At 35.8% G+C, this 24,239-nt stretch carries 24 protein-coding genes; 6 read left to right on the top strand and 18 right to left on the bottom strand.

Annotated features, from left to right (window positions below):
• Positions 1–258: 258 nt before the first annotated feature.
• The 5 genes from LN051_RS05980 to LN051_RS05960 all read right to left on the bottom strand — a co-directional run bounded on the left by LN051_RS05980 (position 259) and on the right by LN051_RS05960 (position 4,849).
• The gene (locus tag LN051_RS05980; RefSeq protein ID WP_229291637.1) at positions 259–2,010 is read right to left on the bottom strand and encodes a sensor histidine kinase; all 1,752 of its coding nucleotides are present in this window, start codon (positions 2,008–2,010) and stop codon (positions 259–261) included.
• Positions 1,994–2,719, bottom strand: a complete 726-nt coding sequence (locus LN051_RS05975; protein ID WP_229291636.1) for a response regulator — start codon at positions 2,717–2,719, stop codon at positions 1,994–1,996. The genes LN051_RS05980 and LN051_RS05975 overlap by 17 nt, the downstream gene beginning before the upstream one ends.
• Positions 2,720–2,845: 126 nt before the next feature.
• Positions 2,846–3,589, bottom strand: coding sequence for a pseudouridine synthase (locus LN051_RS05970; RefSeq protein ID WP_229291635.1), 744 nt, complete (start codon positions 3,587–3,589; stop codon positions 2,846–2,848).
• Positions 3,586–4,131 (bottom strand): SMC-Scp complex subunit ScpB, encoded by a 546-nt coding sequence (gene scpB / locus LN051_RS05965; protein WP_229291634.1) that lies wholly within the window; start codon positions 4,129–4,131, stop codon positions 3,586–3,588. Before scpB ends, LN051_RS05970 begins: the two co-directional genes overlap by 4 nt.
• Positions 4,115–4,849, bottom strand: coding sequence for a segregation and condensation protein A (locus LN051_RS05960; RefSeq protein WP_229291633.1), 735 nt, complete (start codon positions 4,847–4,849; stop codon positions 4,115–4,117). The genes scpB and LN051_RS05960 overlap by 17 nt, the downstream gene beginning before the upstream one ends.
• A 90-nt stretch (positions 4,850–4,939) precedes the next feature.
• On the opposite strand from LN051_RS05960, the gene LN051_RS05955 reads away from it, so the two are divergent.
• A complete protein-coding gene (locus tag LN051_RS05955; RefSeq protein ID WP_420854006.1) occupies positions 4,940–5,449 on the top strand; it encodes a DUF309 domain-containing protein in 510 nt (169 codons plus the stop codon).
• Positions 5,450–5,473: 24 nt separating this feature from the next.
• On the opposite strand, the gene xerD is transcribed toward LN051_RS05955, so the two are convergent.
• The 3 genes from xerD to LN051_RS05940 all read right to left on the bottom strand — a co-directional run bounded on the left by xerD (position 5,474) and on the right by LN051_RS05940 (position 7,496).
• Positions 5,474–6,361: a site-specific tyrosine recombinase XerD gene (xerD, locus tag LN051_RS05950; RefSeq protein ID WP_229291631.1), complete on the bottom strand. Its 888-nt coding sequence runs from the start codon at positions 6,359–6,361 to the stop codon at positions 5,474–5,476.
• 26 nt (positions 6,362–6,387) lie between these two features.
• Complete coding sequence (gene fur, locus LN051_RS05945) at positions 6,388–6,849, bottom strand: ferric iron uptake transcriptional regulator (protein WP_229291630.1); 462 nt, start codon at positions 6,847–6,849, stop codon at positions 6,388–6,390.
• Between the two features lie 104 nt (positions 6,850–6,953).
• The gene (locus tag LN051_RS05940; protein ID WP_229291629.1) at positions 6,954–7,496 is read right to left on the bottom strand and encodes an NUDIX hydrolase; all 543 of its coding nucleotides are present in this window, start codon (positions 7,494–7,496) and stop codon (positions 6,954–6,956) included.
• A gap of 78 nt (positions 7,497–7,574) precedes the next feature.
• Between LN051_RS05940 and LN051_RS05935 the strand changes: the two genes are divergently transcribed.
• Both LN051_RS05935 and proC read left to right on the top strand, forming a co-directional pair.
• Complete coding sequence (locus LN051_RS05935) at positions 7,575–8,483, top strand: aldo/keto reductase (protein WP_229291628.1); 909 nt, start codon at positions 7,575–7,577, stop codon at positions 8,481–8,483.
• Between the two features lie 240 nt (positions 8,484–8,723).
• Positions 8,724–9,545 (top strand): pyrroline-5-carboxylate reductase, encoded by an 822-nt coding sequence (gene proC / locus LN051_RS05930; RefSeq protein ID WP_229291627.1) that lies wholly within the window; start codon positions 8,724–8,726, stop codon positions 9,543–9,545.
• A gap of 107 nt (positions 9,546–9,652) precedes the next feature.
• Here proC and rnz read toward each other — a convergent pair whose 3' ends face one another.
• Positions 9,653–10,570 carry a ribonuclease Z gene (rnz, locus tag LN051_RS05925; protein ID WP_229291626.1) on the bottom strand — a complete coding sequence of 306 codons (918 nt, stop codon included), beginning with the start codon at positions 10,568–10,570 and terminating at the stop codon, positions 9,653–9,655.
• 158 nt (positions 10,571–10,728) lie between these two features.
• On the opposite strand from rnz, the gene zwf reads away from it, so the two are divergent.
• Together zwf and LN051_RS05915 are read left to right on the top strand one after the other, a co-directional pair.
• Complete coding sequence (zwf, locus tag LN051_RS05920; RefSeq protein ID WP_229291625.1) at positions 10,729–12,213, top strand: glucose-6-phosphate dehydrogenase; 1,485 nt, start codon at positions 10,729–10,731, stop codon at positions 12,211–12,213.
• 104 nt (positions 12,214–12,317) lie between these two features.
• Positions 12,318–13,175, top strand: coding sequence for an AraC family transcriptional regulator (locus tag LN051_RS05915; protein WP_229293632.1), 858 nt, complete (start codon positions 12,318–12,320; stop codon positions 13,173–13,175).
• A 62-nt stretch (positions 13,176–13,237) separates the two neighbouring features.
• Here LN051_RS05915 and gndA read toward each other — a convergent pair whose 3' ends face one another.
• Positions 13,238–14,641 carry an NADP-dependent phosphogluconate dehydrogenase gene (gndA, locus tag LN051_RS05910; RefSeq protein ID WP_229291624.1) on the bottom strand — a complete coding sequence of 468 codons (1,404 nt, stop codon included), beginning with the start codon at positions 14,639–14,641 and terminating at the stop codon, positions 13,238–13,240.
• Between the two features lie 77 nt (positions 14,642–14,718).
• Positions 14,719–15,831 (bottom strand): tripeptidase T, encoded by a 1,113-nt coding sequence (locus LN051_RS05905; RefSeq protein ID WP_229291623.1) that lies wholly within the window; start codon positions 15,829–15,831, stop codon positions 14,719–14,721.
• 177 nt (positions 15,832–16,008) lie between these two features.
• On the opposite strand from LN051_RS05905, the gene prli42 reads away from it, so the two are divergent.
• Positions 16,009–16,110: a stressosome-associated protein Prli42 gene (gene prli42, locus LN051_RS05900; protein WP_229291622.1), complete on the top strand. Its 102-nt coding sequence runs from the start codon at positions 16,009–16,011 to the stop codon at positions 16,108–16,110.
• 856 nt (positions 16,111–16,966) lie between these two features.
• Here the strand turns inward: prli42 and LN051_RS05895 are convergent.
• The 7 genes from LN051_RS05895 to buk form a co-directional block, all read right to left on the bottom strand.
• Positions 16,967–17,944: an aromatic acid exporter family protein gene (locus LN051_RS05895; protein ID WP_229291621.1), complete on the bottom strand. Its 978-nt coding sequence runs from the start codon at positions 17,942–17,944 to the stop codon at positions 16,967–16,969.
• Positions 17,945–17,955: 11 nt separating this feature from the next.
• Positions 17,956–18,393, bottom strand: coding sequence for a bacilliredoxin BrxB (gene brxB / locus LN051_RS05890; RefSeq protein ID WP_229291620.1), 438 nt, complete (start codon positions 18,391–18,393; stop codon positions 17,956–17,958).
• 66 nt (positions 18,394–18,459) lie between these two features.
• Entirely contained in the window at positions 18,460–19,740 is a 1,281-nt protein-coding gene (locus LN051_RS05885) for a dihydrolipoamide acetyltransferase family protein (RefSeq protein WP_229291619.1), read from the bottom strand.
• Positions 19,741–19,751: 11 nt separating this feature from the next.
• Complete coding sequence (locus tag LN051_RS05880) at positions 19,752–20,735, bottom strand: alpha-ketoacid dehydrogenase subunit beta (protein ID WP_229291618.1); 984 nt, start codon at positions 20,733–20,735, stop codon at positions 19,752–19,754.
• On the bottom strand, positions 20,728–21,726 hold the full coding sequence (locus LN051_RS05875) for a thiamine pyrophosphate-dependent dehydrogenase E1 component subunit alpha (RefSeq protein WP_229291617.1): 999 nt from the start codon (positions 21,724–21,726) through the stop codon (positions 20,728–20,730). The genes LN051_RS05880 and LN051_RS05875 overlap by 8 nt, the downstream gene beginning before the upstream one ends.
• Positions 21,727–21,749: 23 nt before the next feature.
• Positions 21,750–23,168, bottom strand: a complete 1,419-nt coding sequence (gene lpdA / locus LN051_RS05870) for a dihydrolipoyl dehydrogenase (RefSeq protein ID WP_229291616.1) — start codon at positions 23,166–23,168, stop codon at positions 21,750–21,752.
• Positions 23,169–23,180: 12 nt separating this feature from the next.
• Positions 23,181–24,239 carry a butyrate kinase gene (gene buk / locus LN051_RS05865; protein WP_229291615.1) on the bottom strand — a complete coding sequence of 353 codons (1,059 nt, stop codon included), beginning with the start codon at positions 24,237–24,239 and terminating at the stop codon, positions 23,181–23,183.

Raw genomic sequence — 24,239 nt, 5'->3', positions numbered from 1 at the left:
GATGAATATTTGAATTGTAATCATAAATCAGTTTGATAACTTAAACCTTTTAAACTAGACGAATGAAATAGATTTGGTAAATAATTGCATAGATTAGTATACAACAATCAAGTGTGAATTGGGACAAGTATAAATACATGTAGTAGAGAACGGATTATGACGCGCCCACTTTCATACATTTTCATAGTTTTTACGACTAAAATTTCTGTAATCGCTAGCATATCGTAACTATGCCATGTGAAGTTAAAATACTTTGACTTATCCGTCGTCATTGTGCGATTTAGGTAATTTAATTGAAAACTGTGTACCAACATTTACGGTGCTTTCAACAGAAATATGACCGCCATGTGCATCGACAATCATGCGCGTAATAAAGAGTCCTAGTCCAGTACCTTGCTTACCACGTTTGCGTGAAGCATCTACTTTATAAAAGCGATCGAACACATTTTCTAAATGTTCGGGTGCTATACCTACGCCGGTATCTGACACGGTTAAAATATAATCTGTAGGTGTTTCGGAAGCGGCTATTGTAATTGTATCTCCAGGCTGTGTATGACGTGCTGCATTATCCACTAAATTCGTTAGCACCTGTTCCATACGATCAAAATCATAATGCCAATTTTGCTTCATTACCCCATCGCGTTGAAACGCAAGTGTTAAACCTAAATCGTGTGTTTCTTGTTTATACTTCGTTGCCATTTTTTGGATTAAATCATACATAGGTTGCGATTGCTTCGTAACTGTAATACCTTCTGCATCCATTTTAGCAACATTTAACAATTCATTGACTAAACGGGATAAGCGTTTTGACTCATCTAAAACGATCAGTAAAAATTCTTGAATTTCTTCTGGTTCAGTAACCACACCATCTACGATAGACTCGGTATAACCTTGTAATAACGAAATTGGCGTACGCAATTCATGAGACACACTGGCAATAAAATCTTTTTTTACTTGATCCATATGGTGCTCATTTGTCATATCGCGCATTACTACGACAAGTCCGCTTTCTCCAGAAGGTTGAATACGTTCAATATAACTCATAATTATGACAAAAAAACGTTTGTTTATTTCGTATTCTTGATATTCAGTACGTTGCGTTTTAAAAGTTTGATTCACTTGAGCGTCATATTTAGCTTGAAGTGCTTTTGGCATTTCTTGTAGCAAATTTGTCGCAAGTTGATTAGATAAAATGATTTCACGACGGTGGTTCATTCCTAATACCCCTTCCACCATCGAATTGATAAGTGTATCACGTATGTTTTTAGATGTCGTAATCGCATCTATATGTGTTTGAATACTTCTACTCATTTTATTGAAGGTCATTGCAAGTGAACCAATTTCATCTTTTGTTTGTACAGGTACTCTTTTAGCATAATTCCCCCGTGCTACTTCTCTTGCTTGCGTTTTAAGTTGTCTCAATGGGTTGGTAATTCGTGTTGATAAGAAGAAAGCAAATACAGTCGTTATTGCCAAAAATATGAGTGCTGTAATTAATGTAATGATTGTAATGACATTATTTGTATCTTCAATACTTTTTAAATCTTGATAAATAAAAACAGCAGAAGGTTGACCGTTGTATGATTTAGATGGATAACCTAACAGTACAAAAGTGCGATCAATGCCATTAACATTGACTGTAATATGTTGAAGCACAGATTCTTGATTGTTCAGTACCTTATCAAATTCTCTATTTTCTTTAATTTCATCGAGCATTTTTTCTTTTATAGCATTTTTGTCTTTGTGATTTACGAAATCCGGAACAATTATCATACCTTTGTTTTTTTCTAACATAGCATCACTGAGACGAATTGCGCTTTGCCTATCGTTACTTTCTTCTAATACATGATTGATACTTTTAGCATTTTCAAATAAAGTGTTTTCTGTTTGTTGCGTGAAATAATATTGCATAAATGTGATGAGCGCTGCACTTAATAAAATTAAAACTGTCGTTACTATTAATAAAATAGTTAACCACAGTTTAATTACGACACTATTTAGGCGTTTCATTTTGTTCGTTGACTTCGAATTTATAGCCAACACCCCATACAGTTTGAATCATTTGCGCAGCATCGCTTGATACACGGTTAAGCTTTTCACGCAAACGCTTGACGTGTGTATCTACAGTTCTTAAATCGCCATAAAATTCGTAGTGCCAAACTTCTTTTAAAAGTTGTTCGCGATCAAACACTTTATTTGGTGTTTTAGCAAGATAAATTAAGAGTTCATATTCTTTAGGTGTTAAATTGACTGGCGTTTCGTCTGCTAAAACTTTATGCGCATCATTATCGATAACGAGATGTTTGAAAGAAATGATATCTCGTGCGTGTGGCTCGTTATGTTCTGTAGCATGAGTTTGAGTACGGCGAAGTAATGCCTTCACTCGCAACACAACTTCTCTTGGTGAAAATGGCTTGACAATGTAATCATCAGCGCCAGATTCAAAGCCTTCAACGCGGTTATTTTCTTCACCTTTTGCAGTTAACATAATGATAGGGGTTTCTTTGGTTTCGCGTAATGTTGTTGCTACTTCAATGCCATCTCGTTTAGGTAACATTAAATCTAATAAAATACATGCATAATCGTGCGTTTGAGCTAACTGAAGCGCTTCTTCTCCATCTATAGCTTCTACAACGTCATAGCCTTCTCGTTCAAGATATATCTTTAATAGTTTTCTAATACGTTCTTCATCATCCACGACTAAAATCTCGTTAGTCATTGTGACCTACCTCCCACACTACTGACAATTCATTTATATGCATAGTATAGCATATGAAATGTTTAAATAGATAATCTAACAATAATGTTGATATTCTAATTTACTGTATTTCAAATTTTGTGCGATTTATTTAGTTGAACCTTTACTAGCAAGTTGACGTAACGTTTTTACTTCATGCGGCGATAACACACGACCTTCACCGGCGCCAAGTCCTTTCAAATCAAGAGGACCAAAAGAAATGCGAGATAATTTAGTGACTTTAAAACCGAAATGTTCGAACATACGTCGCACTTGTCTATTGCGTCCTTCATGAATGGTGATTTCAATTAATGACGTATTTTTTGCCTTATCTTGTTTTTTTACTTTAACTTGTGCAGGATGTGTAAGGCCATCTTCCAGCTCTATACCATTTTCTAATGCTCTTACCTGTTCGCGTAAAATATAGCCTTCAATTTTAGCAATATATGTTTTAGGGATTTTGTATCTTGGATGCGTCATAAGATTGGTGAATTCACCATCATTTGTTAATAGTAACAAGCCAGAAGTATCATAATCTAAACGTCCGACAGGATAAATGCGTGTTTCTAAATCATCAAAATAATCTGTTACAACCCTTCTTCCACGGTCATCTGAGACGCTTGTAATCACTTGTGCAGGTTTATAAAATAAAATGTAAAGTTTGTCTTCTAGTTCTAAAGGAATACCTTCTACACTTACTTCATCTGAAGGGCTTACTTTTGTTCCTAATTCAGTGACTACCTTACCATTGACGGTTACTTTACCTTCTAAAATTAAAGTTTCTGCTTTTCGTCTTGATGTATAGCCACTATTGGCGATGCGTTTTTGCAATCGCTCTAATTGTTGTGTCATTGTGTTGCTCCTTTCTGATTGACGAGCTCGCTGAAGAAGTTTTCAATTTCTTCTTCATCTTCGTCCGTTGTAGGTAAACCTTCTAAATTTTCTAAGCCAAAGACATTTAAGAATAAGTCTGTCGTATAAAGTTGTTGGCCACGAGTTTCAGGATATTGTTTGGGCTCGATTAACCCTTTAGCAATTAAAGTTTTAACTGGTCCATCAGAGTTGATGCCACGAATCATTTCAATGTCATTTCGAGTCATAGGTTGATTATATGCAATAATTGCTAGAACTTCCATTGCTGCTTGTGATAATTTAGTGGTTCCTTTGTTGACGATCAGTGCTTCGATATAAGGCTCTGCTTCTTCCACTGTAGTTAAAACAAGTGTGTCACCAAATTGTTGTAAGTGCAACCCTGCAATGTCAAATTGCTCGATTAACGTTTCTAATGTTGGCGTGTCGACGTCTAAAATTGTTTTGAGTTGGTTGCGTTCGATACCATCTTCACCTACAGTATGTAAAATGGCAGTCATGATTTCATTAGGATTTAACGTCATAATTGACTCCTTTCGTAATATCAAAGTTATGAAAGGCTTCCGTTTGTTGGATTTGAATAATCCCTGTTTTCGCCATTTCAAGTAACGCGAGAAAATGTGTGACGACGTGTTCTATTGTTTCATTAAAAGTAAATAATTCAAAAAACGTAATGGATGATTGCTGTTGTAACTTTTGGTGGATATGAGCAGTCGATTGTTGAATGGTATACGTTTCTTTTTTTATTTGAACACGTGTCGGTTTTTTCAAAGCTACACGTGTTTTCATCTTTTGATATGCGACAATCAGTTCGGTCAAATCTATTGTAGTATCATCGGACATACGTTCTGATTTTTCATAATGCGATAAATCAGAAGGTGTTTTTGTATAGAGGCGTGCCCGTGCTTCTTTTTTATCATTTAATAACTCAGCGTACGCCTTAAAATTTTGGTATTCTATTAGTTTTTCAACAAGTTCCTCTCGGGGATCTTCATCAGTATCATCGATTTGATTAATATCTGGGAGTAACATACGACTTTTAATCATAAGAAGTTCGGAAGCTACAACTAAATACTCACTAGCCACATTGATTTCGAGTTGGTTCATAGCGTGAATATATTGCATATATTGTTTTGTTAAAGCTTTCATAGGGATATCATAAATATCTATTTCGAATTCCTTGATTAAATGGAGTAATAAGTCTAATGGTCCGTTAAAAGCGTCCAATTTTACTTCATACATGAGTTTTTGCCTCATTTCTTATTGCAAGTTGGATGCATTGTATCCGAAAATATTATAGCATGTTTATGAGTAACAATAAATTTTGGAGTGATGCATTTGCATAAGCAATTGGTTGAATTTTATGTACAATTTCATCAAGAACAGCACTATTTTTTATGCCATGATATTTTAGAAGAAGCTTGGAAGGCACAAAATGAATTTTCTAAGCATGATCCCGTCGTATCGTTGATTTTAGTAGCTACAGGATGTTATCACTATCGAAGAGGGAATTTTAAAGGTGCACATCGTTCGTTTAAAAAGGCTTTAAAAACGCTACAACGTTTTGATTCAACAGTATACAGTCAGCTAGGATTGCAATATCACTTATTTCAACAAGAAGTCAGCCAGTTGATTTTAGATGCAGAAAGCGAAATCCCATTTTCGCCAATTATGCTACCATTGACAGACGAAATGACGGAGGAAATTTTAAAATATTATCCACATTATCGCCCAACAACAACGATTAACGCCGCGCCTTTTATTTTACATCATCATAAATTACGTGATCGTGCTGAAGTGATTGCCGCGAGAGCCCAAGCACAGTACAATAAAAAACGTTAGCTTAAATAATTTAAGTTAACGTTTTTAAGCACGTGGGTGAAATGTTTGATACATTTTTCTAATTTGCGTTTTGGATACATGCGTATACAATTGCGTGGTAGAAATATCAGAATGTCCTAACATTTCTTGGACAGCCCGTAAATCTGCGCCATTTTCAAGGAGATGTGTCGCAAATGAGTGACGTAGTGTATGAGGCGTTAGGCGCTTTTGAATCGCCGCTTTTTCACCAGTTTGCTTGATAATTTTCCAAATGCCTTGTCTTGTTAAAGGTTTACCATGCATATTCAAAAACAACGTATGTGTGACATGTTGTTTTAAAAGTTGTGGACGTACGGTTTCAATATAATGGTTTAAAAAGTCGATAACGGTATCGCCTAATGGGACAATGCGTTCCTTATTTCCTTTACCAAATACTTTAACGAAGCCCATAATCAAATTAACATCTTCGATTTCTACGTTAATTAATTCGGAGACGCGCATCCCTGTTGCATATAATAATTCCAACATCGTACGATCTCGATAACCGTTGTTTTTTGAAATGTCAGGTGTTGTTAATAAATGGTCGATTTCCTCTATAGATAAAACGTCGGGCAATTTGCGTTCGTATTTTGGTGTTTCTATTAAGACGGTTGGATCTTTAGATGTGTATTTTTCGCGCAAAGCGAATTGATGGAAACTTCTTATTGTAGATGTAAAACGCGCAATTGATTTTGTTGAGCGTCCTTCATCATGAAGTACTCCAAACCATTGTTGCACGCTTTGTCGATCTATAAAGTCTAAATTGGAAATTTTTTGATTTTCTAAATAGCTTAAATAATGATTTAAATCTCGACGATATGCTGCAACGGTATTTTGAGATAATCCTTTTTCAAGTTGGATAAATCTTAAATATTCTTCCACCACTTCTTGCATGAAATCACCTTCTTATCGTCTCCTTCTCAAGAGGTCGAGTTGCCTTTACCCTTCTTCTGACATTCTTCGCACACACCATGAAATGTTAAACGATGATCTAAAATTTTAAAGTTAAATTCTTTTTCAACACGCTCTTCTACTTGTGGTAATAAATCTTCGTCAATTTCATCGACGCGGCCACACTCCATACATACTAAATGATGGTGGAAGTGTTCAGAGCCTTCTTTGCGTAAATCAAATCGTGCGACACTATCACCAAAACTCACTTTGTCCACTACTTTTAAGTCTGCCAAAAGCTCTAAAGTACGATACACTGTGGCTAATCCGATTTCAGGCGCTTTTTCTTTTACCTTTAAGTAAACATCCTCTGCACTTAAATGATCTGACTCGTTTTCAATTAACACCCTCACAGTAGCTTCTCTTTGTGGTGTAAGTTTGTATGAAGATTGCTGTAATTGTTGCTTCACGCGATTTAAACGTTCTTCCACGGAAGCTTCACCCCTCTACTGAAATTTAAAATCATTATAATTACGTAAGAATTACTTGTATTAAATTAACAGTAATTGAGAAAAAAAGCAACCCTTACGGAAAGTTATTTAGAATGATTATAATTTGATAATAGATATTGGAAAGCGATAAGGGTTTTAGCATCGTTGATTTGTGCGTGAGAAACTGCTTTTTCTACTTCTTCCAATGAATATAAAACATTCTCAACGAATTCATCATCATCTAAATGCATTTGCCCTTCCTTTAAGCTGTCGGTGAAATAAATTGAAATCAATTCATCACAAAAGCCTGGTGAACCGTATACCTCACCAATTAGTTTAAGATCATCTGCAATGTACCCGGATTCTTCTTCTAATTCTCGCTTAGCAGCGCTTTTTCTATTTTCACCGGGTTCTAATTTACCTGCAGGAATTTCTAATAACACTTTATCCATCGCTTTACGGTATTGTTTTACTAAAATGACTTTGTTGTCAGGCGTTAAAGCACAAACAGCAACAGCGCCATTATGTTTGACCACTTCTCTGTATGAAGTTTGTTGATTTGGTAATTCGACTAAATGCTTTTCTACTTCTATAATCTTCCCTTTATATATCGTTTCTTTTGATAAAGTGGTTTCTTTAAATGGCATAAAATGTCTCTCCTTTTCTTTTATCTCAATGGTTTGCTATGATGAATATGATTAAATTTTAACGGAAGGTGTGTACCTATGCAAAAAAATACTTTAAAAAGTGGTCTTCAACTTTCAGAAATAGGATTAGGGTGTATGAGTTTAGGAACAGATTATGAAAAAGCGCAACCTATTATTGAAGCGGCTTTAGAATCGGGCATCACCTATTTTGATACTGCAGATATTTATGACAAAGGTATAAATGAAGCAATCGTTGGAAAAGCTCTAAAAACATACCAAAACCGAGATGATATTGTTATTGGTACAAAAGTTGGCAATCATTTAAAAGACAACGGTGAAACCTTTTGGGATCCTTCGAAAAAATATATTAAAGAGAATGTCAAAAACTCCTTGCGTCGATTAAATTTAGAGCATTTAGATTTGTATATGTTGCACGGTGGAACGATTGAAGATCCATTAGACGAAACGATAAGTGCATTTGATGAGTTGAAAAAGGAAGGACTAATCAAGGCTTATGGTATCTCATCAATACGTCCAAACGTGATTCGATATTACTTAGAAAATAGCGAAATAGAAACAATTATGTCTCAATTTAGTTTGATTGACAATCGACCGGAAGCTTTATTAAATGAAATTGAACATAAAGGTGTTAAAGTGCTTGCGCGGGGACCCGTTTTTAAAGGATTATTAACGCAAAACTATCAAAAAGTCTTAAATGAGAAGTTTGAAGATGGCATTTTTGATTATTCTAATGCCGCACTGAACCAAACATTAGAATCACTTGTCAACATAGAGCCTAATTTATCTGCTCTCACTTTTAATTATCTTAAATCGTTTAATGCACTCGGTTCAATTATTACAGGTGCAAGTACGCCACAACAAATTAAGGATAATGTGAAACAATTAAATGTTGAAATTCCGAATGAAATAGTAGAAAAAGCACGTCAATGTGTTAAAAATCTTGAATATGAGCAACATCTTAAGTAAAGATGCAGCCCCTTTAAAGTGAAACTCTTTCCATTTTAAAGGGGCTATTTTACAAAATAAGTGACTATTCCGAATGACGACAAAAAGATGTGATCGTTTAATAAATGGGTATATAGAGATAGATGCACATACGATTTGGCGCTTGATGATATTTCATAAAACATAGTGCTCTGTACGTGTGTGCAATATTTTTTATGTTAATATAAACTTAGACTATGGATATAGGAAGTGAAATGACAGATGAAAATTGTTTTTTACGGTGCTGGGAATATGGCCAATGCGATATTCAAAGGAATTATCAATTCGAAAGTAATTCCAGCTGAAAACATCTATCTCACCAACCGTTCTAATCAACAAATGCTTGAAGACTATCATCGCGAATTAGGTGTACAGTATAGTTATGACGATGAAACGCTTTTAAAAAATGCCGATTACGTTTTTTTAGGTGCAAAACCGCATGACTTTGATCAACTCGCTGAAAGAATACGTGATCATATTGATGACAAAAATAAATTTATTTCTATTATGGCTGGCTTGCCGATTAGTTATTTGAGAGAAAAATTAAACCCTAACAATCCGATTGCACGAATTATGCCAAATACAAATGCACAAGTAGGTCACTCAGTTACGGGTGTGAGCTTTTCACGTAATTTTGGGCCACGGTCCAAAGATGAAGTCTTATCATTAATTAATGCTTTTGGTTCTGCAATTGAAGTTAAAGAAGCGCATTTACATCAAGTAACCGCGATTACCGGGAGTGGTCCTGCCTTTTTATATCACGTATTTGAAAAGTATGTAAATGCAGGGACTAAACTGGGACTTGAAAAATCAGAAGTTGAAGAATCCATTCGAGAATTAATTATTGGAACAGGGAAAATGATTGAACGTTCCGATTTAAGTCTGGAACAATTAAGAAGAAATATTACCTCTAAAGGTGGTACGACACAAGCAGGTTTAAATAAACTGTCAGATTATGATATTGAAGGTATTTTTGAAGACTGTTTAAATGCTGCAGTTGAAAGAAGTGTAGAACTTTCCGCACAAGAAGATAATGAAGGTTAAAGCCCTATTATGGGTAAAAAAGTAGGACGACGAAATGAAACGGTTTCGTCGTCCTACTTCTGTGCATAACAGTGCCATGATGTGATACTTATGCGCATTTATGTATTTTAAAAGCTGTAACTTGTGTAGTCACGAACAAATTGAAAAGAAACGGGCGTTTTTGATTTAATATCTTTTTCAATTTGTGCAATATCTTCAATCGTATAACGGTTACTTAAATGCGTTAAGAGGCCATGTTTAACATTTGCGGCACTTAACAGTTGCAATACATCATCAATATGACTATGGTGATAACTATTTGCGCGTGTTTTGTCCCCTTCTATATATGTAGATTCATGGACTATAACATCCGCATTTTCAGCGAGAATAAATTGGCTTTCGCAAGGTTTCGTATCACCAAATATGCTAACAACTGGTCCTTGTTTATTAGGTCCTTTAAATGGTGAGGCATCGTATATACGTCCTTCAAATTCAAATGTATCTTGTGTTTTAATCTGTTGATATAGTGGCCCAGGTTGAATACCTAATGCTTTCAATTTGTCTACGTCAAGTTTGCCAGGCGTACTTGGAGCTTCAACACGGTACCCAAAACATGGCACACCATGATTGAGTGGACGTACTTTAACTTGGAATTGGTTAAAGGATAAATCTATAGATTGATTAATTTCAATAATATGTAAAGGATAGTTCAAATGGGAATGTGTAAGTGCTAAATTTTGTTCCACAAATGCTTTAATACCTACAGGTCCAACAACTGTCAAAGGTTTTGAGTCTCCGCCTTGGAACGAACGACTCGTTAAAACACCTGGTAAACCAAAGATATGGTCGCCGTGCATATGTGTAATAAAGATGTGGCTGATTTTCCCTAATTTAATAGAATGATGTAAAATTTGATGTTGTGTGGCTTCACCGACATCAAACAACCATATATCTGTTTCATATGGTTCAAGTGAGAGTGCAATAGACTGCGTATGACGTTCTTTTGTAGGTAATCCTGCACTAGTTCCGAAAAAGGTAATTTCCATGGCGTGAGCCTCCTTAGCGTAATAGTATCACAAATTTGAGTTGAAGCGGGACATAAAATATTACATTATGTATAAATAATGCAGATTGTATGACCTAAATGAGTTGAATGTTTTATAATAATAAATATGATATAAATTAAGAATTGAGGTTTTGAATCTTGAATAAGTCAAAAAAGCAAATTCCAGCATTGATAACAATTTTTGGGGCAACGGGTGATTTAAGTCACCGCAAATTATTTCCTTCCCTATTCCATTTATTTCAACAAGACAACTTAGACGATCGTATCGCAGTTATTGGTATTGGGCGACGTCAATTGACGAATGATGACTTTAGAGCACAAGTAAAAGCTTCGATTCAAGCACACGTCCAAGACACAAAGCATTTAGATAAATTTATGCAACATATATTTTATCAACCACATGATGTAAATGATGAAGCGAGTTATAAAGATTTATTAGAATTAAGTGAAACATTGGACCAAGAATTTTCACTTGAAGGTAACCGTTTGTTTTATCTTGCGATGGCGCCGCAATTTTTTGGGACAGTTACAGATTATTTAAAATCATCGGGACTCACGCATACGAGAGGCTTTAAACGTTTAGTTATCGAAAAACCATTTGGTAGCGACCTAAAGTCGGCTGAAGAATTGAATAAGCAAATTCGACGTTCTTTTAAAGAAGAAGAAATCTTTCGAATTGATCATTATTTAGGCAAAGACATGGTACAAAATATTGAAGTGTTACGTTTTAGTAATGCCATGTTTGAACCGTTATGGAATAATAAATATATTTCTAATATTCAAGTGACATCCTCTGAAATTTTAGGTGTGGAAGATCGTGGTGGCTATTATGAATCGAGCGGTGCTTTAAAGGATATGTTCCAAAACCACATGTTACAAATGGTTGCGCTACTTGCAATGGAGCCACCTATTAGTTTACATAGTGATGACATTAGAGCGGAAAAAGTAAAAGTATTGAAATCGTTACGTGTGTTACCGTCTGAAGATGTAAGACATCATTTTGTTCGTGGACAATACGATCAAGGTAAAATTAATGGCCAAGATGTAAAAGCCTATCGTGATGAAGATAAAGTTGCTTCTGATTCTGTAACACCAACTTTTGTTTCAGGAAAAGTAATGATTGATAACTTTAGATGGGCAGGCGTCCCTTTTTACATTCGAACAGGTAAACGCATGAAACGTAAGTCCATTCAAGTCGTAGTGGAATTTAAAGAAGTGCCAATGAATTTGTATTATCAAAGAGATAAACATTTAGATTCTAACTTACTTGTCATTAATATCCAGCCTAATGAAGGTGTGTCTATTCATTTAAATGGAAAAAAATACGTCCAAGGGATTGAGACTGAGCCGGTGCAATTATCTTATGCGATGAGTGCACAAGACAAAATGAACACTGTAGATGCTTATGAAAACCTTTTGTATGACGCATTAAACGGAGATGCAACCAACTTTACACACTGGGAAGAACTTAAATCTACATGGAAATTTGTGGATTCGATTTCAGAGGCATGGTCTAAATTTGAACCAGAATTTCCTAATTATGTAGCTGGAACAAATGGTCCGCTTGAAAGTGATTTGCTTTTAAGTCGCGACGGGTTAAAATGGTGGGATGATATTCAATAAATATATTGAGAGCTAAGCATGTTTTTGATGATACTTAGCTCTTTTTGTTTTATAATATATGATTAAGTAATGCTTTACGTTAATGTAGTTTAGGAGTGACCATGTTGGACGTTATCAAAAAAATACAACAAGCGATTGTGTATATAGAAGACCACCTTTATGAATCATATGATTTACAACAATTAAGCGATTACGTTGAAATGTCACCGTATCATCTAGCACAATCATTTTTAATGATTGTGGGACAATCGCCAGAATCTTATTATAACGCGCGGCGACTTACTATTGCAGCACGTGAACTAAAGCAAAGTAATACGCGTTTAATCGACATTGCTAAAAAGTATCATTATTCAGATGTTAACGCCTTTGCCCATGATTTTAGCGATTATCACGGTATTTCACCACTACAAGTTAAAACGAAATCAGATGAATTAAATATGCAGCCGCAAATTTATTTAAAGTTAACAACAACAACTCAACCAGCCCCGCCATATCGTCTTGAAGCGGTGGGAGATTTTTCAATGGTAGGTTATTCACGATTTATTCCTTCTAATGGCCTTGAAGATCCTTTCAATGTTCCTGATTTTTTAGAAGACTTGAAATCGGATGGCCGTCTCGATGAACTGGTAAAATATAATGATCGCAGTCCTCATGATATTTATGTTGTAAGATGCCCGCTTGACCAAGGGTTAGAAATTTTTATTGGCGTCCCTAGTGAACGGATGCCTTCCCATTTAGAAAATCGTTACTTAGATAAACGTCAATATGCAATGTTTAATCTTCAAGGCGAAATAGACTATGCCGTTTCAGACGCATGGCACTACATAGAAACAACATTACAATTTTCAATACCTTACGTAAGGAATACATTATATTTGGAAGTTTACCCATTTGACTTTTCATTTGAAGATTCATTTACAAAAATTCAATTAGGCATCCCTTTAGATGATGAAGAAATGTAAAAACCAAGGTCAACGCACAAGTTGACCTTGGTTTTTTTATACTCGCTTTAGTGAAAAAGGTTTTATTTTGTCCATTCCGTATGGAATGTTCCTGACTTATCTTTACGCTCATAAGTATGTGCGCCAAAGTAATCGCGTTGTGCTTGAATGAGGTTAGCAGGTAAATCTTCAGTGCGGTAACTATCAAAATAGTTAATGCTTGCTGCAAATCCAGGAACGGCAATACCGTTTTGAACACCTGTAGCCACTACTTCACGTAAGGCATCTTGGTAGTCATTCACAATAGATTTAAAATAATCATCTAACAATAGGTTTTCGAGCTGCTCATTTTTGTCATAAGCTTCTTTAATTTTTTGAAGGAACTGTGCACGGATAATGCAACCTTCTCTCCAAATCATTGCAAGCTCACCAAGTTGCAAGTTCCACTCATTTTCTTCGCTAGCTGCTTTCATTTGATCAAAACCTTGAGCGTATGAGCAAATTTTACTCATATATAAAGCGCGACGGATTTGCTCTAAAAATGCTGCTTTATCTCCAGAAAATGTTGCTTTAGGGCCAGTTAATGCTTTAGATGCATTGACGCGTTGTGTTTTTAAAGAAGAGATAAAACGTGCAAAAACAGATTCGGTAATAATCGTTAATGGCGCACCTAATTCTAAAGCATTGATAGAAGTCCATTTTCCTGTGCCTTTTTGTCCAGCTTTGTCCATGATTTTTTCGACAAGCGGTTCGCCTGTTTCATCTAATTTAGTGAAAATATCACCGGTAATTTCGATTAAGTAACTTTCGAGTTCGCCACTATTCCATGATTTAAAAGTTTGTGAAATCTCTTCATGAGACATTCCTAGAAGTTCTTTCATCATAAAATAACTTTCAGCAATTAGTTGCATATCTGCATATTCAATGCCGTTATGTACCATTTTTACGTAATGACCAGCACCATTAGGCCCAATATATGTCACACATGGTGTACCGTCTTTTGCTTTTGCAGCAATGGCTTCAAAAATATGGGCCACTTTTTCATAGGCTTCTTGTTGGCCACCTGGCATCATAGAAGGTCCTGTTAAAGCGCCTACTTCGCCACCTGAAACGCCAGTACCGATAAAGTTAATACCGCTTTGGGCTAATGCTTGGTTTCTTCGCATCGTATCTAAATAATTTGTATTACCACCGTCGATTAAAATATCGTCATTATCAAGTAATGGTAAAAGACTTTCTATTGTTTTGTCCGTAGCAACCCCAGCTTTTACCATTAATAAGATTTTGCGTGGTTTTTCTAAAGAGTTTACGAACTCTTCTAATGAATATGTTGGAACAATGTTTTTACCTTTTGATTCTGCGACCATGATGTCAGTCTTTTCAGAAGAGCGGTTAAATACAGAGACCGTATAACCACGTGATTCAATATTCCATGCAAGGTTTTTACCCATTACCGCTAATCCTACTACACCAATTTGTTGTGTCATTATGATTACCTCTCTTAATATAAATTACGCACTCATTGTACCATATTCTACAAGGATAAACACTTGCTTCCCTTTCGTTAAGCGCTTTCAATAATTTTTAATACATAGCGTGTTAAGTCGTACAGTGATTGCTTAGCGATACGTTCTTCTGTAGTATGAATGAATTCATAGCCAACACCTAATATTACTGTTGGTATACCGAAGCCGTTAATGATATTACCATCAGATCCACCACCACCAACTGAAGTGTTTGCAGCAAAACCGAGCGCTTTAGATGCTTTTTTCGCAATTTGATAAACTTTTTCATCTTCATTAATTTTAAATCCAGGGTAGGATAACTCTGACGTTACTTCAGCTTTACATTGATATTGGGAAGCTGCATTGATGAACGTTTCTTTCATATGCTCGGTTTGAGCATCGATTTTTGCTTTATCATGCGAACGTGCTTCTGCCCAAATATGGACTAAATCTGTAACGACATTTGTTGGCCCGCCACCATTAAATGAACCAATGTTGGCAGTAGTTTCTTCATCAATTTGACCAAGTTTCATTTGACTAATTGCTTTTGCAGCAATATTAATGGCGCTGATGCCTTCTTTAGGTGTACTTGCATGAGCTTTTTTGCCATAAATTTGCGCATGCATTTTCATTTGATAAGGTGCACCAATCGTTATATCACCTACCGGCGCTGATGCATCAATTGCAAAATCATAATCTGCATCTAATAATGCAGAATCTAATGCTTTAGCACCTACGAGACCAGATTCTTCTCCCACTGTAATTACAAACTGAAGTTGCCCGTGAGGAAGTTGATTTTCTTTGATAACTTGTAACGCTTCAAAAATGACTGCTAATCCTGCTTTATCATCTGCACCAAGAACTGTCGTACCATCGGAATAAATGTAACCATCTTCTTTAAGAATAGGTTGTACATTTTGCCCGGGTTCAACCGTATCCATATGTGACGTGAAGTAGATTTTATCACGGTTTTGTTCAGACGCTTCTAACGTGCATATCAAATTGTTAGCGCCGAATTGTGTGAGCGCTTGAGCATTATCCTCTTTGACATCTAGACCTAATGCTAGAAATTTATCTTTTAAAATAGGTTGTATCGTTCCTTCGTGTCCTGTTTCAGAATCAATCTTTACAAGCGCCATAAAAGTTTGAATCAAACGTTCTTGATTAATCATTTTTTCACCTTCTCATAATATGTTTATTTATAGTTTAAAGTATTTATAAAACAATGCAACTGACGTGTTTGTCTATTTTATTGTAAGACAAATGTTATTGTAGAGTCAGATAGGCAATGTTATAATTTGCTTTACAAAAAGAAAGTTACTCACTTTAGAAGTTGGAGGCGTCATTTCGTGTTAAATGAAAAAGTTAGAAAAGTATTGTTAATTATTATGCTTGTGGCGATTGTAGTGTCGTTAATTTTGCCTGGTGTCGCACCGATATTAAATATGTAGCATGATGATACAAAATAAGCCTTCGCGCGTGTAGTATATATAACTAAACGTGTGAAGGCTTATTTGTAAGGCTGTACACTTTATATGGTGATTATATATAATACTTAAAATAGCAAAATACTGATGGTTACTTTCATATGTGTCTTATTTCTCCGTGAACATGTTTAAAAGGAATGATATACGTCTTCAGTACATATGCCAAAGTAAGTAAAAATCCCTAATAGTAAGGTTTTGATTTGACATTATAACCTTAGTATTAGGGATATTATACGTAAAAAACTTTTTAAATCTTAAAAACGAAAAAAACACTGTCACATCAACCATTTAGAGTTGTTTTACAAAAAGAATGTGATTTCTAAACAATGAAAATCGACCCTCTAAACCTTTAATACCAAGATAACCAAAAATTATCGATTTTACCTTGCTTCTTCACTAAAAATAAGCAATATATATATTCCTAAACCCATTAAATGGCAATAAAAACTAAAAGAATTGACCGTTTTTATAATATCTCCCGACAACGCATAAGCTAACAAACGTCCTAATATTATAATAATTATTAAAGCTATAAGAATATAACCATTCATTACCTTTTCTATATTCATTATCCTCACCTATTTCTTATTTAAAACAATGATCAGCGGTACCTTTATGAGAACCACCGGCACCACCGAAATAGAAGTACATCCTCTTATCATCCTAAAATGATGTTAAAAGCACTGTATTATAGCTATTTTCAATCCATTTTTACTTAATTTTCTCTTAAAGATTGTTGTCGTCTGTAGCTTGCACAAGAATAAATATCGTCTTATAGAATTATAAATAAATTTAGAGTGAATCCTTTACTATGGATTTTTTACACTTCATGATGCATTTTTAAGTTTCCAAATTTTGATTTAATTGTGAGGTATTCTTCGGTATCATACAACATTTGAATCATACTTGAGCGTGTATGCAAGGCTTCGTGTGTAGTTGGTAGTGGCTCTTTATCAATTTCTAATCGTACATGATAGACCATGTGCAAGCGTTGGGCTGTATAGTTATTTTCATTCACATTTTCTGCCATTTCTTTGAATACATCAGCTACACGTTTTGAAATTGGATCGTTAGCTTCTATATGATGAATATGATGGTGAATTCGTTTTAAAATTTCGACTTGATTTTCTCTCATATCAAAATAGTGATAATAGCTATTTTCGTTTCTCACAAAGTGGTTTTTGACATCTCTAAAGGCAATTGACTTTGCTTTTTGAATAGAGAGGTGTAGCGGTTGAAACGATATTTTAAGTTGATTGTCATGGGTAGCACAAGCGTGGCTATATTGATAAAAAATATCTCTAATTTGTGCTTCAATCTCCAGTTTATACTTTTTGAGATCTTTGTCTAAGCTCGGCATAATTGAATTCATTAAAAATGCAATAGTTAAACCAACGGTGATTAATAATATTTCGTTAACTACTAATGCAAAATTAATTTGAGGGGCATTGAAAAAGTGAAGTAATATAACGCTACTTGTCACAACCCCTTCTTGCATATTAATAACAACGGTAAGTGGAATAAATAATAAAACGATTAAACCTAATACGAGTGCATGCTGACCGAAGATTGGAAAAACTAATGAGCCAAAACCAATCGCGATTAAACACGAAACAAAGCGTGACACTATCGCATTGACAGAATGCATTTTCGTATCTTTAATACATAAAACAACTAAAATAGCACTAGATGCATAATTATCTAAACCTAAAAGCTTAGCGATAATAACGCCTAGTGCCATTCCGACCGCAGTTTTAATCGTTCTAAATCCTATACGATAGGGATTTAAACGCATCATTTAACGGCTCCTTACTTTTCTTCACAGTATTTATCAAATAAACGTTGTAACTGAGTAATCACGCTCATCGTATCATGACCTTCGATTTGATGGCGCTCAATCATTTCTGTAACTTTGCCATCTTTTACAAGTGCGAAAGATGGGCTAGATGGTGCATAGCCTTCAAAATAATCTCTTGCACGTTGTGTAGCCTCTTTATCTTGTCCAGCAAATACAGTTACTAAGCGATCTGGTAGTACATCATAATGAAGTGCGTGTGTGGCAGCAGGACGTGCGATGCCTCCTGCACAGCCGCAAACAGAATTAATCATGACAAGTGTTGTACCTTCTTTTGATAATACACTATCTACTTCTTCTTCTGTTGTTAATTGTTGGTAACCTGCTGTATCCATTTCTTTTCTTGCTTGATTCACTACATCATTCATATATAAATCAAAATTTAAATCCATTTGATATACCTCCTACTAGATAGTTATATTTTACTAAAGGCAACACACCAATTCAATATATCGACTTTAATAGATTTGAGTGCTTTCTAGTGTGTAGCGCTCAATACGTGATTTCACTTCATTTAAAAATTGCCCAGCTTGTAAACCATCTAGAATACGGTGATCAATGGACAAACAAAGATTAACCATATGACGAATCGCAATCATATCATCAATAACAACGGGACGTTTAACAATAGATTCTACTTGTAAAATAGCAGCTTGTGGATGATTGATAATTCCCATTGAGCTTACAGAACCAAAGCTTCCAGTATTATTCACTGTAAACGTTCCGCCTTGCATGTCTTCGCTTGAAAGTTGGTTTTGACGTGCTTTTTTAGCGAGTGTTGCAATTTCTCTAGCAATGCCTTTAATAGATTTTTCATCTGCATTTTTAATTACAGGGACGAACAATTTGTCTTCAGCTGCTACAGCGATTGAAAGGTTAATTTCTTTATGCATGTGAATTTCATCATTCTGCCATGAACTATTGAGCATCGGATATTGATGTAAAGCCTCTGCCACTGCTTTAACGAAAAATGCAAAAAATGTAAGGTTGTAACCTTCTTGTGCTTTGAATTGCGTTTTGTAGTGATTACGTGTTTTCGTTAGTTCAGTCGCGTCTACTTCTATTTTCATCCATGCATGTGGAATTTCTTGAACGCTTTGCACCATTTTTTGCGCGATTTGTTTACGCACACCTTTGACTGGTATTACGGATGACGCATCGCATGCTGGAGATTGAGGTGCTTGACTGCCAGTTATTGAAGAAGACGTTGGTTTTTGAGCAGTTTCTTGTGTGACGGCTGGTTGGCTAGACATAGATGCGACAAAAGCTTCGATATCCTTTTTCGTTACACGCCCTTCAAAACCCGTGCCTTGCACTTCTTCTAAATCAATATTATGTTGAGAAGCAATTTTGAAAACAACAGGTGAATAACGGCCGTTATTTTTAGCTTGTTTCGTCATCGGTGTATTTGGCGTCAATGTTGCTTCAATCTGATTACGTTCATTTGTTTCTGTGCTTTCCGCTTGTGTTTGAGGTTCTGCAGAATTCATTTCACCGGATGCTTCATCTTCAACTTCCATTTCACATATAACGGTACCTATTGAGATCGTTTCGCCGGCTGAGACATGAATCTTCGTTATTTTTCCTGAAAATGAGGACGGCACCTCTGCTGTGACTTTATCTGTAATGACTTCACATAATGGATCATATTCTTCTACGACATCCCCCACTTGAACAAGCCATTGTTCGATCGTGCCTTCATGGACACTTTCACCTAATTTTGGCATTTTAATTTCCATAATGGGCCTCCTTAAAATGTTGCAAGTTCACGCATTTTGTTTTTAATTTTTTCTGGATTAATCATAAATTCATCTTCAAGTGGTGGCGAAAATGGCATTGCTGGAACATCAGGACCTGCGAGTCTCATGATAGGTGCATCTAAATCAAATAAACAGTGTTCTGCAATAATTGCTGCGACTTCTGACATAACGCTACCTTCTTTATTGTCTTCGGTTATTAATAAACATTTTCCAGTCTTTTTCGCACGTTCAATAATTGTTTCTTGGTCTAATGGATACACAGTTCTTAAATCAACAACTTCGACATCAAAACCTTCTTCAGCTAATAAATCGGCAGCTTGTAAAGAATAGTTAACGGCGAGTCCATAAGTAAAGACTGTAATGTCGCTACCTTTACGTTTAACATCAGCTTTATATAAAGGCACTGTGTAATAATCTTCAGGCACTTCTTCTTTTAATAATCGATAGGCTTTTTTATGTTCAAAGAATAACACAGGATCGTTTGATTGAATAGCTGATAGTAATAAACCTTTGGCATCATATGGTGATGACGGGATAACAACGGTTAAACCAGGTGTTGAAGCGAAAACACTTTCAATACTTTGTGAATGATATAGCGCACCGTGAATGCCACCTCCGAATGGTGCGCGAATAGTTAAAGGCACTTGCCAATCATTATTAGAACGATAACGCATTTTAGCTGCTTCACTCATAATTTGGTTTGTTGCTGGCAAAATATACTCGGCAAACTGTATTTCTGCAATCGGTCTTTTACCCATCATTGCTGCTCCAATGGCGGAACCTACAATATTAGATTCTGCTAGTGGGGTATCTAATACACGATAAAGTCCATATTTTTCTTGAAGTCCTGCGGTAACACCAAAAACGCCGCCCTTTTTACCTACGTCTTCTCCGAGAATAAAAGTTTGGTCATCTTTTTCTAAAGCTAAATCTAACGCGTTTTTAATTGCATCCAAATATGTTAATTTAGGCATTTTTTTCATCCTCCTGGTCATAAACATGCGTATACGTTTCTGAAGGATCAGGGTAAGGAGAAGCCTCAGCTTGTTTCGTTGCTTCATGTACATACTGTTTATTTTGTTTTTCTATATCTTCAAACCAAGCTTCATCTATTTGAACTTCATCGATTAAATACTTTTTAAATTGCACATTACAGTCGTTCGACTTATCTAATGTTTTTTCATCGTCAGTTCGATAGCGATCATCATCATCAGAAGAATGTGCGGTTAATCTTGTACACATTGCTTCAATTAATGTGCTCCCTTCGCCATTAATACCACGTTCACGCGCAGTTTTCATCGCTTGATAAACCGCAATCGGATCATTTCCGTCTACAGTTTCCCCGAACATGCCGTAGCCCTTTGCACGATCTGATAAGTATTCTGCGCCATATTGCAATTCTTTAGAAACTGAAATCGCATATTTATTATTTTCAATTAAACATATAAATGGCAATTTATGTACACCGGCAAAGTTTAAACCTTCATGAAAATCACCTTGGTTTGAACTACCTTCTCCTAATGAAGTTAAAGCAATATGCTTTTTACCGTCCATTTTGAGTGATAATGCTGCCCCAACAGCGTGTAAAATTTGTGTTGCCACAGAGGACCCTTGAGACATGATACCTACTGATTTTTTACTAAAATGTGAAGGCATTTGTTTACCGCCTGAGCTAATATCATCGCGTTTACCAAATGCTGAATACATCGTTTCTAATGGCGTCATGCCTAAATATGTGACCAATGCTAAGTCGCGATAATAAGGTGCAGTAATATCACCTTTTTGTAAGGCATAGGCTGCTCCAATTTGCGTTGCTTCTTGACCTTGACAACTAATCACAAAAGGAATTTTTCCCGCACGGTTTAATAACCACATACGTTCATCTAACTTACGACCTAAATCCATAGCCGCATACATATTCTTTAAATCTTCAACTGTGAGATGGGCTTCTCTGTAATCTTTCATTGCCTTCTCCTCCTCAAAGGTTACTAAATGTGAATGGATTGTTTTTCAGCTTTTAAACCAAGTTCCATTAAAAGTTCTGATACTGACGGATGCGCATGAACCGCACTGCCTAGTTCTAAAGCAGAGCCATCCATAAAAGTTAATAAGCTTAATTCGTTGATGAGTTCTGTTACACGTGGCCCTATGAGTGAAGCACCAATAAAAGTATTAGATTGCTTATCAAAAACCAATTCCGCAAAGCCATCAGGGTTGTCGTTTGATTCAATTAAAGCTTTTCCATTTGCTTTAAAAGGTGCTTTAACTACGCGAGTTTCGATACCATTTGCTTTAGCTGTTTGCTCATTTTGACCAATAGAAGCGACTTCAGGTTGTGTATAGATACAACGTGGCATTTGATGATAGTTGATTGGCAAAGGCGTTTCATTAAACATGTGTTCAACTGCAGTAATTCCTTCTTTTGCACCAACGTGCGCAAGTTGCAATTGGCCAATAACGTCACCAGCTGCATAAATATGTGTATCTGCCGTTTGCATTAATGCATTCGTTTGGATTGTTTTTCTATCGGTGAGTTCCACTTTAGTGTTGTTTAAGCCTAAATCATCAGTGATAGCTTGACGTCCAATCGATACAAGGACTTTATCGACGGTAATGGTATCATCTAATTCAAATGTCACTTCATTATCTGAAATAGTGATATTATCCGAGGTGATAGATGTCTTTTCTAATATTGTAATGCCTTGACGTGAGAGCTGCTGTTTCATTTGACGACTCACATGTTCTGTTTCATTAAAAAGGATACGCTCCGAAGCTTCAATAAGCGTAACGTTAACACCTAGTGTATTTAAAAGACTTGCAAATTCTAAACCGATAACACCCCCACCTATAATAGCAATACGGTCAGGCAATGAAGTCATTTGCATCATATCATCACTGCTTAAAATCATATGATGATCAAAAGGTAAGATAGGTAATTCGATAGGTTTTGATCCTGTGGCGATTAACACGTAATCATTAGGCAGTAGTTCCGAGTCACCCGAATCATATTCGACGGACACTGTTCCGCTTTGAGGTGTGAAAATAGAGGCGCCTAATAAGCGACCTGTACCGTTAAAGACATCAATTTTATTTTGTTTGATTAAGTTTTGAACACCTTGATACATACTTTCAACAATTTTTGATTTGCGTTCTAAAATCGCATTAAAATCTATAGTCGGTGAATCAACATGAATTCCAAATTGTTGCGCATTTTGAATATATTTAAACACTTCAGCAGATTTTAAAAATGATTTTGTTGGAATACATCCACGATGTAAACATGTTCCGCCTAATTTATCTTTTTCAACGAGTGCAACTGATTTACCGAGTTGACTTGCACGAATCGCTGCAGAATAACCAGCAATTCCGCCGCCTAGTATCACTAAATCATATTTTTCTTTTGCCATTCGATAATTCTCCTAACTGTATGTATTAACAGGAATGTCTCCCTGAAAAGCGAGTGATGCATTTTCAGCTAATGCCTGCATTTCAAATTCACCAGGATACGCTGATACTGGTGCTATCCACTCAATATACGGTTTTAAAAGGTTGATAAACGATGCACTATAACTCATACCACCTGTAAAAAGGATTTGATCTACATTACCTTGTAACAATGCTGCTCTTTCACCAATCGCTTTAGCAATTTGAATTGCAAAAGCATCTATCACATGCCTTGTTTGAAGATCCGTTTCGTATTGGTCCATTATCCATTTGAAATCGGAAGAACCGACATAGGCTTGCAGCCCGGATTGTGCAGAAAACAGACGCTTCATTTGGTCTATACTGTAAGCATGTTCTGCTTGATATGCCATCAGTGCATCATTTGGAATGGAGCCTGACCTATTTAATGCCATCGGCCCTTCACCATAAAGTGCTTCATTTACGTCGATAACGTTGCCTTGTGCATGTGCAGCGACACTCACCCCGCCTCCCATATGTATGACAATTAAATTTAAATTGTCATAAGATTGGTTTACATCTTGAGCATATCGTCGTGCAGTAGCTTTATGGTTCAAAGCATGAAAAATACTTTTTCTCTGAATACCTGGAATACCAGTATATCTTACTGCATCTATTAATTCATCTACGACTACAGGGTCGGAAGTAAAGACAGGGATTTGATGATTTTGACCTAACTCATATCCGATAATGCCACTTAAATTTGAAGCATGTATACCGTAATTAAATGATTTTAAGTCGTCATATACATGTGCATTTACGTAATAAGTACCTCCAATTATAGGCTTAAGTAAGCCGCCTCTACAAGCAATAGCATCGATGGAGTCAAGTGTAATATTGTTATTATTGAGCCATTGTAATATAGCTTCTTGGCGCACAGGTTTTTGTTCAATTAACGTTAATTGAGTCAAATTGTTCTCATGAACTATAGTCGTGCTTAATACATTGATGTTGTCATCAAAAATAGCAATTTTACTCGAGGTGCTCCCTAAATTAAGGACTAAAATACGAACCAT

Origin of the sequence: Staphylococcus ratti, from assembly GCF_020883535.1 — a bacterium.
Taxonomy (GTDB): Bacteria; Bacillota; Bacilli; order Staphylococcales; family Staphylococcaceae; genus Staphylococcus; species Staphylococcus ratti.
The sequence above is the reverse complement of the archived record's forward strand: the minus strand, read 5'-3'. Positions and strand labels throughout refer to the sequence as shown.